Genomic DNA, 13,624 nt, shown 5'->3' with positions numbered 1-13,624 from the left:
CTCAAACAGCGCGCAAGTCAATATTGTAGATTTTAAGTCTACTCAGCGTCGACTTTTTCCATATTTATTAGTGACAACATCCACGTAATAGTAGCGGACATCTCGTCCGGTTCGTGGTGCTACCAAGGTTCCACAATCCTAAAGTCTGACGAAACATTGGCAGTTAAGCCACCAATTCCTATAACGCGAACCTGGAGGATCACATTTAACACGAATTACCAATGCCAGCAATATACCCTGCTAACTCAGAATAAATAATAGAAGTCATTCTTTGGAGACACAATGAAAAAGGCAATTATCATTACGGCGTTTCTGGCGGCCGGCGTCGGCGCCGCACATGCTCAGAGCTCCCTCACCATGTATGGGCGAATTGCGTCGGGGTTTGACTTTGTCAACAACGTCGCTGGGTCTAACGGTCAGTCATCAAACGCCTATCGTTTCGGCAGCAACCAGTTCGGCATTAGTTGGTGGGGGCTGATGGGCACCGAAGATCTCGGTGGCGGCCTACATGCACAATTCAGGCTGGAAAGCGCATTTACCGCGGGCACTGGGCAGGTTGGCCAAAGCTTGTTCAATCGCTTCGCATATGTCGGTCTTAGCAAAGACGACTGGGGAAGCGTTTGGGCGGGTCAGGTCATGAGCCTGACTGACGAGACTGCATTTTACCTCGATCCTTTGGGACAGCAGGTAACAGGTATCGCAAATTTCGCGAAAGGCCGAGCGTGGGGCTCCCGATCCAACACCATTACCTATAACTCGCCGAAGTGGGCCGGCTTTTCTTTCCGGCTACAAAATGGGTTCGGGAACACGGCCGGGAACTTCCGTGGCGGTCGCCAACTGAGTGGCAGCGCAACGTACTCCTTGGGCGGATTTAACGCTTATGGTCTCTATGAGGAAATTCGTGACGCTAATGGCAAGTTTTCAGATCCCTATGTTTCGTCGCGCGAGTACATGATCGGCGGAACGTATCAGTTTGACGCTCTAAAGTTCTACGCGGGATATCAGGCACTGGTATCTTCGGGCAGCGATACGGTTGCGCGCGCTGACAACCCCACCGCGTCAACCAGGAACGAGCAAGAATGGTTTGGCGCATCGTATCAGGTCAACCCCGCACTAGCACTCATGGCAGGGTGGTATCACGGTCACGCCAACCATGGAGGAGGCAGCGGGAACCTCGGGGTTGTGGGCGCAACATACAACCTCTCCAAACGCACGTTCTTGTATGCGACATTCGGCACAATGTTCAACGGCGCCAACTCGAACTTCCCTGTTGAAACAGCGGATTCGCTACCGCTGGTTGGACACAATCAGCAAGGCGGGTATCTCGGGATGATGCACATGTTTTAACGGCAGGGTGTTAATGGGACGCGCTTCGCCAGCAAATAAACACCGCGAGCGCGGCTCTGACAGTTTCCGATTCGAGCGCCGCACACTTACATATTGCGATGCGGTCACTCTGCATAAACCGCGACGCAAGAATTCCAACAACACGACGCCGTCGATGTCTTCATTGGCGTCGACGTCGATCATGGACGGCATAACGCCGCTGCGCTCGATCGGAACGGCAAGCATCTGTACAACAAGGTACTGCCCAACGGCGAGGTCAAGTTGGGATTCCCCCTCGCCGAACGCAAGACACACGGTCGATTGCGGTTCGTCGTCGATCAGCTCTCGACGATCGATGCGCCTCCTATAGCCGTCGCCCACGCCGAAGGCGTAGCCAGGCCAACGGTGGTGGCCACCCCGATCGGAATGTACGATCGGCTTCTCATCGTCCTCGGTCACGGTCTCGATAGCCGCATCTAACATGGGTATTCACGAACTCGGCGTCGGGGCTTGAAGTGTTCAGCGACAGGGTAGTCGCCGCGGCACTGCTCGAACGGCTGCTGCACCATGCGATCGTCGTGCACATCGAGGGCACGTCCAACCGACTGCGTGAGCACGTCGATCTACTGCCGGATCATCTGCGTAACCGTCCGTCCGCCCGCCCTGAATCCCGTGCCAGCCGAACCAGTTCGCCGGCGTCCGGGCCGCCCGCGAAGGAGCCAGCCCGATCACATCGCCGGCTGATCACCGTCTAAACAGGGTGGGGAAATTTTATTTCGACACTTCTCTGGGGAAATTACGTCCGAGGTTGACACTTCCAGTTGTACAGCGTCACCCTGTCGATGTCCAGCTTTCGCGCCACCGCCTGTGGGCTTGCTTCCCGTGTGCACAGTTCGTACACCGCAGGCTGCTTGGACACCAATGAAGCAGCTGGTCGGCCGGCCTTGCCAACCTCGCATTTCCTGGTTTCCTGATAGCGATCGCGAACCCACTCCGACAGTATCTGGCGACAGGTATAGCTCAATGTCCTGAGGGTGAAGGCGAAGCAGCGCTCGTGGTTGACGTAATGCTCGAGTGCTACGTTCTTCTGTTCTTCTGAGTACTTCGGCTTTACGCGAACATACTCCCTCCGCAGATCGCCACTCTTCTCGAATTCGTTACACTGCGCCTTGAGAGAATTCTTCGTCGGGTATCCCCAAGTGGGGAGCATCTATCCGACGCTGACACCTGGTCGACGACTACACGCGCGAGCGCTTGGCCATCGAGGTCGATACTTCGCTGCCGGTCCTACGGGGGCAGCAAGTGCTCGAGCGGCTCAAGGAGATGCGAGGCTTATCCGCATCCATCACGGTCGACAACGAGTGGCAACGTCAGCCGCACTATCTGCGGCAGGCGATCACTCACGCCGAGATCGATGCGAGCCGCAACCGCCTCGTGCGCTTCGCCGGCCTCGCCGCCTACGAGGCAGCAGGTGGCTACTACGTGCGTCGCGATCTCTTCTCCGACGACGAGCACGCGGGCTATATTGCCGATGCCGACCTGCTGCAGCGTCTGGCCGCGCAGAAATTCGATGCTGCCGCCGAAACGGTGCGCGCCGAAGGTTGGGGCTGGACTGAAACGCGCGTGGATCGCGACGTGCTGGAGCTGAACCGTTACGGCAGGCTGCGCCCCGGTCAGCGTCCGTATACCCACGACGAGCAGCATGAAATCAACGCCCTCACTGCGCAGCGCAACGAACTGATCGACCAGCTCGAAGCGCTGCCGGAGAACGACGAGAGCGCCTACGACGAAGCCGAACGCCTCGATGCTGAAATCGGAAACGTGGAAAGCGCGATCCGTGCGCTCGAAAGCCGCGCCATCGTGTGGGACGCATCACAGATGGCCGAGGCAGGTGCGTTCGTGATTGTCGGCCCGCAGGGCCAACTAGTCATCGAGCGGGGCCTCGTCCGTCGCGAGAACTGCGCGGCACTCGACGCAGCAGGTGCGACTGTGATCGGCACACCTGAAGCGGATGCACCGGACACGGCGGACGCTCAGGCCAAGGTCAAGCCTATCCATAGCGCAACGCTCTGCCAGCGGCTGACCGCGCACCGCACCGCCGCCGTCCAAGCTGAATTGGTCGCGCAGCCTGCCGTCGCGCTCGCGGCGCTATTGCGCCACCTGATTCCGCAGGCGCTGCCCGAGCACTATGGCCACGTCTCCGCGCCGCGCTATCTGGCACTGTCGGGCGATAACAATCACGACCGCCTGCTGAACTCGGCAGACGACTTGCCTGTCAGCCCGGCGTGGAACGCCATTGAGACACAGCGCACGCGCTGGATCGGCGAGTTGCCGGCGAACCCGGCCGAGCTGCTACCGTGGTTGCTCAGACAGGATGCGCATACGACCCTGCTCGACCTACTCGCATTCTGTACGGGTACCCTGCTCGACGGTATCGCGACGTCAGACACGCCGCATGCAATCAACGCGCTCGCCGACGCGCTGAACCTCGACATGACGCGATATTGGACACCGACCCGCGCCGCGTACTTCGATCATGTCAGCAAGGCACGCATCATGGAAGTCGTGTCCGACGCGGGGTCTCCCAAGGTGGCTGCCGACATCGCCAAGATGAAAAAAGGTGACGCTGCGGCCGCCGCAGAACTGCGCCTCGCGAAAGTGGCGTGGCTCCCGAATATCCTCACCGATCGCGAGCTTCCCGCAACCCCTTCATGGGCGCTCCGCGAGGACGGAGACGAGGATAGCGACGGCACCGAGGAAGTTGATGACGATGAGGATGCGGAAAATGACGACAAGCGCATCAATCACGCGGCTCACGATATCGAGCCGTCCACCGAAACAGCCGAACGACCGCCGTGGCCCTTTCCGACCACTGAGTCGGTAACGGCAGCGCGAACTGACCCGGACGTCGCGTAACCCGACTGCACCGCCTGACAGTTCGTGTCCGACGGGTGGCGCCCCAGCCACCCGTCCACCCAACCGCCTGCCACCAGCAGCATCAGGCAGAGGATGGCTACGCCCGCCAGCCATAGACGCCGCATCGAGCGTGCAAGACGTCGCTCCGTCGCCGCTGCCATCGCGTCCACCCGCGCCGCTGCCGTGTCGATCGATTGTTCGAACGAGTCAATCGCCTCATCCAGCCGCGCGCGTTGCTCACGCCCCGAAATCGCCGCCGCGCCGATCAGCCGATTGCCCGCCGAGCGCGTGACCTCACTGGCCAATCGTGCGCTGAGGGCCGTCAGTGCTGTCCCATTAAGCGTGGCCAACGCTTCCCGGTACCGCGCCTCATGTTCCTGTATCAGGTTTTCCGCCAACGTGATCGTCGCCTTGCACCGCTCGAGCGCGTCGCGATGTTGCTGCAACAGCGCGTCGGTGGCGCCACCGACCTCTCGCCGCGCCGCTTCCAGACTGCCCTCGCTCGCCCACCGGATACGCTCCGGCATCGCCTCATACAGGCGCGCGTAGTATTCCAGTACCGCGATGATCGACCAGAGCGCGTCGTTGTCTTGCAGGTTCAACACACTTGATACCCGGCGCATACGGGCCAAACTCGTCTCATCCGGCACCTCGCCGGACACCTCTTGAAACAGGCCGACGAGCGGATCGACTGGCCGCCTACGGCTCATCATCGGTCCCAGCGAGGCCGACCATCGTCGAGAACATCGCGTCGCACAGCGATCGCCAGCGCAGCAGCTCCGCCCGTTCGCCGATGTGCATGGTTTCCGACGCCACGCGGATCGACATCCGCTGGCTACGCAGTTCGTCGGCGACGCGATCCGCCAGATCCGGGAAGTCGAGTGTGTGTCCTCGGGCTTCGATCGTTTTGCGAAGCTGCGACGCCTGATACAGCGTGAACTTGTCCGGTGCACCGAAATAGCCGTTTCTCACCACATGGATCATCGCGTCGGGAAATGTCGGACTGAACGCACGCAACAGTTCCAGACTGTCGCGCTGCCGGTTGATCACCCACAGCACGACGAGCTCACGCCGCAGTTCGCCGAGCGTACTGGCCAGTGTCGCGCCAAAGCGGGCGACGCCCATTTGGCTGCGCGCCGCCGTATTCACAACGACGGCAGCATCCCGACGCTCGTCGCAAAAATTGACCAGGCCGATCCAGCCCTCGGCCTCGTCCAGGCTGTAGGCAATGCACGGCATCTCGTCCTGCACCGCTTTCATCACATCGGGATTGGACGTATCGGTTTCCACCAACGCGACGGGGCAATCACGACGCTGCAAGTGGTCGGCCAGCGCGAGCGAGACCAAGCTCTTGCCCACGCCGCCCTTGCTGCCACCGACCAGATAGATCGGGTAAGTCGTCGCCATATGCGTCCTCTACAGGTTCTCGGTGTCCGGCGCGATCTCGAACGAGAACGCGTCCTGAATCACCATGGTCCCCGGTTTGGTCGCCACTCTTCCCCCATCCTGCCCACCTCGATTTTCTGTGTGATCCGCGCGCGACGGTCTCGTTTTCTTGGACTTCCTGGTGCGAGGTAATGCAGTCGCCCGAGTCGTCGGGCTGGTCTTTGCTACAGGTTCACCCCTGCGGTCTTTCGCAGTGCGTTGCATCGCGTAACGCAAGGTACTGGCGCTGATGTCGACACCCTCTTCCGCCAGTTGATGAACGATCTCGTCGAGCGTGTAGCCCTTTTGTTGCGCGCCACTGATCTGCGGCTGCATCGACTGCACCGCATCGCGCACCGTGACGTGATGCTTGTGTGCGGGCTTGTCCGGCAGCGCGTCGAGACGGCGCGCTGCGGCGTCCCATTGAGCCTGAGTAAAGCGCTTCACGACCGGCATGATCCGCCTCAACGCACTGCCTTCATGCCATCTTGCTGATGGGAATGAGGACCGTCAATGCCCAAAAACAAGCCTAATCGTGGGCATCGGCATGCACGAGAACAGGTCGGAATGGCGCGGCATCGGAAATTATTTTTACGTCGTCGCGCACATGCAACACGGATTCAGCATTGCTAACGAATTGCCTTTGACGACAGACGCTCACGATCGTGATCGCGATGCGTCACCGGTCCTCGGCGATGTACGCGACCGGCACCCTCTTCTGCACTTCCGCTTGGATGCCGACTTGTTCTGTTTGCGCTCGCACCGACAAGCTGACGTACTCGACCAGATGCTTTTCTTGCGCCACGTGAGACTAACCTCGATCGCTGACGTCTTTCTCTGCGGTGATTTTTCCTACGTCATGTGGTCGACGGATTGTCATGACGCTACTCGCGTCGCTCACTGTTTTTCCGCTGCCTTCAGTTCGCCTTGTTGTGCGAGAGATTCGTTTTTTCTGCGCGTATGAACTCGTCTTTTTGCGGCTATGGTTCCATCTTTCTGCACGACTACCGCTCGCTACGCTCCGCAATTGACGAACAGCAAGAATAAAGACACGAAGACAAGGAACTGCAGGATAGGCTTGCGCCGGTTTTGGGCGCCCTGCACATCTCCGACTTCCCACATTAAGAGTTGGAGCATTCGGAAACCACTTCGCGACCTGTTGAAGTTGGCTTGCTGCCCGGCGCCGCCTCGACTCGACAAAGACGGGCATCACTCTCCGGACAACATGCGTCAATGGTGAGCGGCATACACGAGGAAGTACATCGGTTCCGGGCCATCGCGGGAAATGCCACCACCGACGGCGTCTATACCTCAGCGAGGCCGACACAATCGTAGGACTGCGCGGCCGGGGAGACTGACTGCATCGAGGAACGCGGGTGGTCGTTCCCGTCGGGGCCGTTGAGGGGACTTCCTCTAGCCGAAGCGGCTTTGGTCTTACGCGACGTCTCGACTTCTTCTATCGGTCGCGATCGTCAAATCGTAGGGTCCGCGAACGTGCCTACTTCTTCGCCGCCCTACCAATCACCGTTCTGTTTCGCGCGGGGCGTTGGGGCTACCCATGGTGTCCATAAGCGCCAGCATCGCACTGCGCTGATCTGCGTCAAGGGCCCTGTATCGAATCAATACCTGCTGTTCCTCAACAGTCGATGCAAGCGTCGCTACCTGCCCGGTAAGCAGGTAGTACACGTCCACGCCGGCAGATGCCAGTCCGACGAGGTAGTCGGAATTCGGTCGGCGCGTCCCTCTCTCGTAATGAAACTGCGCCTGCTTATGAACCCCACCCAGTTCTGCAAATTCGGGCTGGGTCAAACGCATGCGCTTGCGCTCCTGCTTAAGGCGTGTCGGAAAATCGTCCATTTGTCATGTTTTGTTCGTTGACAATGGTACAAACGGGTACTAATCTGGTCATACCATTTGACTTCTCGATGTTACCGCACGCTGTCGAGCGGGGCACCACTGTGCCTACTCACGCGAGCGGCAAATCGGTCCGGAGGAAACCATGGCCAACTACATACTCCGTGGTGCGCTACCGGTGCATGCCCACTTTCGCCATGCACACGCCGAAAACCTAGCCAACAGGTTGACTGAACACGTCGATGTTGACGTTTATTTTGCCACCGACGCCGTGGCGCACTGTCTAGTCGTCTGCATCACTGGCGCCCTGTTGCCCAACGAATGGCTTGCGGTCGAGAAGGTACTTGCAGACTTTGCGCAGAAACGAGCGAGCGCCGCTGCAATTTTCACAAGGAACTGGGCTGGCGACGTTTCATTCTTGCCGCTCGGCCTTGAACGCCATATCGATCTGTCCCGAGATTCAATCATCTGGACCCGCAGACCGGCACGTTACGCGCCGATGATGCATCGCGACTCCTGACTTTTGCCCTGAACGCCAAGCACGGCAGCACGCCGTCGCATGGTCGCTGGCCGCCTGTCCCACGCCGGAGCATCCAGTCAGTCGCTTGACCTGTCCGGCGAAACATCAGCGGAGTGACGATCATGGAGATCGAAGACACCCTAGACAAGGGCGAATATGTATTGTGCGGCGCGATGCCAGTGGATGCAGATATGGAGCTCGAGCATCTCGAAAGCGTTCGTCGGCACTTGAGCGGCATTGCGGATGTTTATCTCGCGCGTGACGATGCGGCGAACACAGTCGCGATCCGCCTATCTGGATCCGTTTCGCGTGACGATGCGAAAGTGATCGACCGACGGATCCAGAAGTTTGCACACGACCATTGCAGCGCCGGCGCCATCCTGTGGCGCGGATGGAACAATGCGTGGAAATGGTTCGTGGTCGGGTTGGATTGGCAAGCTCAATGCCTGCTGAAGCTTGCCGCAGCTGAGGAGCAGTTCGAGCGCCTTGAGGAACGGGGCTTCGATTTCATTTTCTGGGTCCATTTAGATGCGACAGCCGACGGCGATCACAATAAACGTGGCAACCCGATCGGTCGTCTTTCAATTGAGACAGAAAGGCAGGAGTGACTTGTGACCAGCTTTACGCCAGCGGCGCGGCGACGTCAGCCGTGCTGTGCAAGTTGTGCGGGGTCGGGGCGAAGTCGCTACAACCGGAATACCGATCGGACGCCGCCACGCTCGGTGGAAGTTCCGTGCCGTTCCTGCGAGAGCCACTCAACGTGTGGGGGCAAATGTGGGGGCAAAATCCGCCCAAAATGGAAAAGGACTTACGGCTTTCACCGTAAGTCCTTGATTTTCCTGGTCGGGGCGAGAGGATTTGAACCTCCGACCACCTGCACCCCATGCAGGTACGCTACCAGGCTGCGCTACGCCCCGAAAGAAAAAAATTATAACAGACAGTTTGTCGGTTTAGAACGGGTCGCATGCATTTTGTGAATGTTCTTGTGAAATTTTTTGGCGTGACGGCACCGATACAGGTGGCGGCGCACATGCCGGCGCGACCCGCGCTCCAACCACACGGCCTGCGCATCGCGTTCACCGCTTGCGCGCAACGCAGATGACCGTAAGGCCGGCGACACGGTTGAACCGGAACATCGGCAACTCGACGCGACAGATCATCTTGAGCAAGCCGTTGACGAGCGGATGGTGCCGGCGCAATTGCGACGCCGGCTCGGGCGGATGCCGACGCGCCCGCTCGCCCAGTCGCAACGCCGCCGCGAGCGGAAACGTGAGGCCGAAGTAATAGGCGCCGTGCTCGACATCGAGCCCCGCACGACGAACCACCTCCTCGAGACCGCCGAGCGTGTATCTGCGCTTGTGCTCGAGAAAATCGTCATGGCCGCTCCACAGGAACTGGAACGCGGGGACCGTGATCAGGAACCGGCTGCCCGGAGGCGCTCCCGCCACATACTGCGCCAGCAGCCCGACATCGTCGTCGACATGCTCAAGCACGTCCATCAGCAAAACGAGATCGGCGTCGAATCGTTCAACCGACCGCCGAAAATGGATGGGCTTGCCGGCCGCCTCGCCGTCGGTATCGTCGTCGTAGCTCGTATCGACACACCATGCTTCCGTCGCCTGCGTGCGCTCGAGCAAATGCTTCGAGAAGAAGCCGGAGCCCGCACCGACGTCGAGTATCCGGTTCGCGCCCGACGCGCCCAGGAACCGACGGATCGCGCTCGCCTTCGACGCGTAGTACCAGTGATCGCCCACACCCGCACCCAATACGTCGACTTCCTTCAGATCCATGACGCTTCCCCGTGATGGCTACCGTGTTTCGATCGATACAGCCACTGATGCCGATCTTACCTCGCCGCCGCCGCCGATCGCACCCTCAACGATGCACGACCCGCACCGGCAACCCGCATTCATCCCTAATCGAAAAGGACGATGGCCGCTTCGTCGCAAATCGATACCGTGCGGTTACCCGGCGCGAGATTGACGCGCACGGCGAACCGTCCGACTGCATGCCGATCGATCCGGGCCGCCCCGGCTTTGCCGCGTCGCGCGAGAGACAGCAGGCGGCTTTGGTCACCACCGCGGTCGCGACTTCTTGCAACCGTCTCCGACAAAGGGCATTGAATGCATCAGAAAAACGAAATTTCCCGTCGACATTTTCTCCGGCTGAGCGCCGGAACGATAGGTGTGGCACTGGGGAGCACGTCGCTTCTGTCGGCATGCGGAGGCGACTCGATTTCAGTCGCACCGGTCACGACACCGCGGCTGGGTTCGGCGTCGAACTTTCGCGACACGGCCGGGCCGGCCGGAACCGGCTACGTGACGACCAGCGGCGCGACGATGAGGAAAGGCCTGATCTATCGGTCATCCGCACTCGCGTTGTCCGCCGTCGACGTCGCCACCGTCGGCACGCTCGGCATCAAGCAGGTCTGCGACCTGCGCACGCCCGCCGAGATCAAGACGCAACCGGACGTGCCGCTGGCCGGCGCCACCTGGCAAAACCTCAACGTGCTCGGGGCCGCCAGTATCGACCCGATTCCGACTACCGGCGCAACCGCGACGGCCTTCATGCTGAGCATGTACCGGGCGTTCGTAACGTCGGACACAGCGCATGCAAGCTATCACGCGCTATTCACCGGCTTCGCCGACACTGGCGAAAACCTGGTTTTCCACTGCACGGCCGGCAAGGATCGCACCGGCTGGGCGACCGCCATTCTGCACACGATCCTCGGCATCTCTCAGCAAACGATGCTCGCCGACTACTTGCTGACCAACGTCTATAGCGCATCCGAAATCGCCGCCTCTGTCGCCCAGGCTCAAAAAGCCGGCGGGCAAAATGCGGCAGACATGATGACTGCGCTGCAAGGAGCGCACGTCGACTATCTGCAGGCGGCATTCGATCAGGTCACGGCGTCGTACGGCTCGATGACGTCGTACATCGACAACGGCCTGCAACTCGACCAGGCAACGCTGAACGCAATCCGGCAGCGCATGCTGGCCTGATCGGCCCCGCCGGCGGCCACGACGGGGCCGGATCGTACGCCGGCTTCGATCGCACCGGCCGCCGCATCGTGAATCCGGTGAAACCCGCGCCAACCAAGGCTGGCGGCAGGTTTGCCCCGTCGCCGCAAAGGACGCCGGCACGACGGCCCGCACAAACCAAACGACCGTTTGATCCGGTCGCCCGGCTACCCCGAATCCATTGTCCCGCCGCCCGCCGGCTCGCCGCGCCCGAGCGCCCGTTGTTTGGTAACGCCGCTCTAGCACGCTATGACACACTGCACGGCATCGACGCTTGCGCCGTGCGTTGGCGCGCACCGCCGTCGATCACGACAAGACATGGAGACAGACGATGCGGAATGCGGTCCGGCGCGGCCATCGCTCGCCTTTGGCAATTTTCGACTGGATTTCCAGCCTGCGACGCGCGGCCGCCCCGGTCTCGCATACGACATCCCGCGTGTTCGGCTGCGGCGCGCTTGCGCTCGCGCTGCTCTGCGCCGGCTGTGCGGAACCGGCCGCGCAGCGCGACGGCAACCCGTCGTCCGCGTCGACGAAGATCGAACGCACAAAAGCCGAACGCCTCGCCCGCGAGCAGCAGATCGCGCGCACCGTGCCTTCGCTCGCATCGATCAACCTCACGCAGCCGCGCCCGTTCACGCTGCGCGACTCGGGCCAGAACGGTGCGATGACGTTTCTGCGCGACGTCGATTTCCGCATCGTCAACAACCTCGGCTTCTTCATCCATCAGTTGTCGGCCACGCTCGTGCCGACGCAGGCCGGCGCGCCGATCGTGTTCGACGATCCGACGAGCTTCGAGATCGACGTGCATGGAGGCACGGTCACGCTCGACAACGCGAAGCTGACCGCCCTCTTCGACACCTACATCTTCGGCTACCGTAACGCGCCGCTGCGCAAGCTCGCCGTGTCGGCAGGCGACGGCGTGATTCACCTGCAAGGCGAAATGCAGCGCGACGGCTGGGTACCGTTCTCGCTGACCGGCACGCTCGCGATCCGCGACGGCAGCCAGCTCGTGTTCCACCCGACCGGCGTGCGCGTATCGGGCATCAACGCGCAGCCCGTGATGCGCGCAGCCAACGTGAAGATGGCCGACCTGCTGAAGGTCCAGACGCCGATCGCGCGGCTCGCCGGCGACGATCTCGTGATGTCGGTCGACAAGCTGATGCCGCCGCCGCGCCTGAAGCTCACGATTACCGCACTGCGCGTGACGCCGGCTGGCCTCGACCTGACGCTCGACGACGGCACGCATGCGGGCTTCGCGATGCCTGCGAACGCACCGCAGCAGGCGATGTTCATTCGCGGCGGCGACGTGAAGTTCATGCGCTCGATGCCAATGAACGCGGACATCCTGATCGGCCCGGTAGATCCGGCGAAGCGCGACCAGAATTTCGTGTTCGATCTGTATCACTATCGCGACCAGGTGTCGGCCGGCTATTTCAATTTCGACGAAAGCGGTGCGATGGCAATCCGGATGCCTTCGTACACGGGCCCGGCCAGCGGTGCGCCGCTCGGCAACGCGGCCGCGCGCCTGAACGACAGCTTCCTCGCCGCGCAGCAGAATGCGCTGCGCGACGTGCGCCAGCACTGGGAAGCCTACGCGCTCGCGGCGGACACCGCGCGACCCGGCATGCAGAAGGTCGCGATGCGACGCTCGTCGACCACGCCGTTCAACGAACGGCACGTATCGAACCGCAACCCGACGATCCATCTGCACAACGTCGACTTCAACCTGTCCGGCGATATCGGCTTTCATGTCGAGGATCTCGACGTGGAACTCGTGTCGAAGCGACCCGGCGAGCCTGTCGATCTCGACAATCCGAACCAGTACGACATCCGCATTCTTGGCGGCACGGTCGTCGAGTCGTGGAAGGCGATGTCCGCGCTCTTCAACAACTACCTGCTCGACTACTCGCCGCGCTCGCTGAACGACCTGCAACTGAGCGCGGACGGCCAGAACCTGCGCGTCCAGGGCGGCATCAAGCTGTGGAATCACGTGCCGGGCGTCTGGCTGCCGACCGACATGAAGGGTTCGCTGTCCGTGCTCGACGACCGGCACCTCGCGTTCAAGCCGTCCCAGGTGTCGGTGCTGGGCATTCCGCAGGCAAAGCTGCTGCGCTCGCTCGGCATCGAACTCGCTTCGTTGACGCCGCTGCAGCGTCGCGGCGCGGAACTGCGCGGCGACACGCTCGTGCTCGACCAGTACACCGTGTTCCCGCCGCCCGTGCTGAACGGCAAGCTCGGGCAGGCAACGGTCGAGCGCGACGGGCTGCGCCTCACGTTCCGGCGCGCGGCAGGCGCGCCCGCGCCGAAACGGCCGCAGATCGATGCGCCGAGCTACATGTGGATGGAAAGCGGCGACATGAAAATGTTCAACGTGCTCGAACTGAACGTGCGCGCGCTGATCCGGAATTCGGCCGAGGCCGGCCCGATGCGTTTCGACCTGTACGGCTACCGCAGCCAGGTCGCGCAGGGCTCGGTGCGGATGCTGCCGGACGGTACGCTGGTCGTCGACATGGGGCAGAAGAATCCGCTCGCGTTGCGTTGATACGCGTGCACGACACGCGTG

General features: G+C 61.3%; 11 protein-coding genes, 1 tRNA gene and 4 pseudogenes. 9 read left to right on the top strand and 7 right to left on the bottom strand.

Going from position 1 to position 13,624, the window contains the following annotated elements; all coding sequences use genetic code 11:
• Positions 1-282: 282 nt before the first annotated feature.
• The 3 genes and pseudogenes from CUJ89_RS07790 to CUJ89_RS39045 all read left to right on the top strand — a co-directional run bounded on the left by CUJ89_RS07790 (position 283) and on the right by CUJ89_RS39045 (position 2,081).
• Entirely contained in the window at positions 283-1,347 is a 1,065-nt protein-coding gene (locus CUJ89_RS07790; RefSeq protein ID WP_114176823.1) for a porin, read from the top strand.
• Positions 1,348-1,464: 117 nt separating this feature from the next.
• Positions 1,465-1,719: pseudogene (locus CUJ89_RS38220) on the top strand (IS110 family transposase); the annotation flags it as partial.
• Between the two features lie 122 nt (positions 1,720-1,841).
• Positions 1,842-2,081 (top strand): ATP-binding protein, encoded by a 240-nt coding sequence (locus CUJ89_RS39045; protein WP_415859038.1) that lies wholly within the window; start codon positions 1,842-1,844, stop codon positions 2,079-2,081.
• Positions 2,082-2,134: 53 nt separating this feature from the next.
• On the opposite strand, the pseudogene CUJ89_RS07775 reads toward CUJ89_RS39045, so the two are convergent.
• Positions 2,135-2,521 (bottom strand): annotated as a pseudogene (locus CUJ89_RS07775) (IS3 family transposase); the annotation flags it as partial.
• A gap of 32 nt (positions 2,522-2,553) precedes the next feature.
• Here CUJ89_RS07775 and CUJ89_RS38490 point away from each other — a divergent pair.
• Together CUJ89_RS38490 and CUJ89_RS07770 are read left to right on the top strand one after the other, a co-directional pair.
• Positions 2,554-2,685: pseudogene (locus tag CUJ89_RS38490) on the top strand (IS3 family transposase); the annotation flags it as partial.
• Positions 2,683-4,242, top strand: a pseudogene (locus tag CUJ89_RS07770) (chromosome partitioning protein ParB); the annotation flags it as partial. The pseudogenes CUJ89_RS38490 and CUJ89_RS07770, both read left to right, overlap by 3 nt.
• On the opposite strand, the gene CUJ89_RS07765 reads toward CUJ89_RS07770, so the two are convergent.
• The 4 genes from CUJ89_RS07765 to CUJ89_RS07750 all read right to left on the bottom strand — a co-directional run bounded on the left by CUJ89_RS07765 (position 4,140) and on the right by CUJ89_RS07750 (position 7,524).
• Positions 4,140-4,847: a hypothetical protein gene (locus tag CUJ89_RS07765; RefSeq protein WP_236654930.1), complete on the bottom strand. Its 708-nt coding sequence runs from the start codon at positions 4,845-4,847 to the stop codon at positions 4,140-4,142. The pseudogene CUJ89_RS07770 and the gene CUJ89_RS07765 sit on opposite strands and share 103 nt — an antisense overlap.
• Before the next feature lie 94 nt (positions 4,848-4,941).
• Positions 4,942-5,649 carry a P-loop NTPase gene (locus CUJ89_RS07760; protein WP_114176822.1) on the bottom strand — a complete coding sequence of 236 codons (708 nt, stop codon included), beginning with the start codon at positions 5,647-5,649 and terminating at the stop codon, positions 4,942-4,944.
• A 9-nt stretch (positions 5,650-5,658) separates the two neighbouring features.
• Complete coding sequence (locus CUJ89_RS07755; protein WP_114178532.1) at positions 5,659-6,123, bottom strand: hypothetical protein; 465 nt, start codon at positions 6,121-6,123, stop codon at positions 5,659-5,661.
• 1,065 nt (positions 6,124-7,188) lie between these two features.
• Positions 7,189-7,524, bottom strand: a complete 336-nt coding sequence (locus CUJ89_RS07750) for a helix-turn-helix domain-containing protein (RefSeq protein WP_114176821.1) — start codon at positions 7,522-7,524, stop codon at positions 7,189-7,191.
• A 142-nt stretch (positions 7,525-7,666) separates the two neighbouring features.
• Here CUJ89_RS07750 and CUJ89_RS07745 point away from each other — a divergent pair, with 142 nt between their 5' ends.
• Positions 7,667-8,041 (top strand): hypothetical protein, encoded by a 375-nt coding sequence (locus CUJ89_RS07745; protein WP_114176820.1) that lies wholly within the window; start codon positions 7,667-7,669, stop codon positions 8,039-8,041.
• A gap of 122 nt (positions 8,042-8,163) precedes the next feature.
• Positions 8,164-8,649, top strand: a complete 486-nt coding sequence (locus tag CUJ89_RS07740) for a hypothetical protein (protein ID WP_114176819.1) — start codon at positions 8,164-8,166, stop codon at positions 8,647-8,649.
• Positions 8,650-8,881: 232 nt separating this feature from the next.
• Here the strand turns inward: CUJ89_RS07740 and CUJ89_RS07735 are convergent.
• Together CUJ89_RS07735 and CUJ89_RS07730 are read right to left on the bottom strand one after the other, a co-directional pair.
• Positions 8,882-8,958: transfer RNA gene (locus CUJ89_RS07735), tRNA-Pro, on the bottom strand.
• A gap of 159 nt (positions 8,959-9,117) precedes the next feature.
• Positions 9,118-9,831 (bottom strand): class I SAM-dependent methyltransferase, encoded by a 714-nt coding sequence (locus CUJ89_RS07730; protein ID WP_114176818.1) that lies wholly within the window; start codon positions 9,829-9,831, stop codon positions 9,118-9,120.
• A 333-nt stretch (positions 9,832-10,164) separates the two neighbouring features.
• Between CUJ89_RS07730 and CUJ89_RS07725 the strand changes: the two genes are divergently transcribed.
• Positions 10,165-11,043, top strand: coding sequence for a tyrosine-protein phosphatase (locus tag CUJ89_RS07725; protein WP_114176817.1), 879 nt, complete (start codon positions 10,165-10,167; stop codon positions 11,041-11,043).
• Between the two features lie 349 nt (positions 11,044-11,392).
• On the top strand, positions 11,393-13,603 hold the full coding sequence (locus tag CUJ89_RS07715; RefSeq protein WP_114178531.1) for a hypothetical protein: 2,211 nt from the start codon (positions 11,393-11,395) through the stop codon (positions 13,601-13,603).
• Positions 13,604-13,624 lie beyond the last annotated feature (21 nt).

Origin of the sequence: Burkholderia pyrrocinia, from assembly GCF_003330765.1 — a bacterium.
GTDB classification, from domain to species: Bacteria; Pseudomonadota; Gammaproteobacteria; order Burkholderiales; family Burkholderiaceae; genus Burkholderia; species Burkholderia pyrrocinia_B.
The sequence above is the reverse complement of the archived record's forward strand: the minus strand, read 5'-3'. Positions and strand labels throughout refer to the sequence as shown.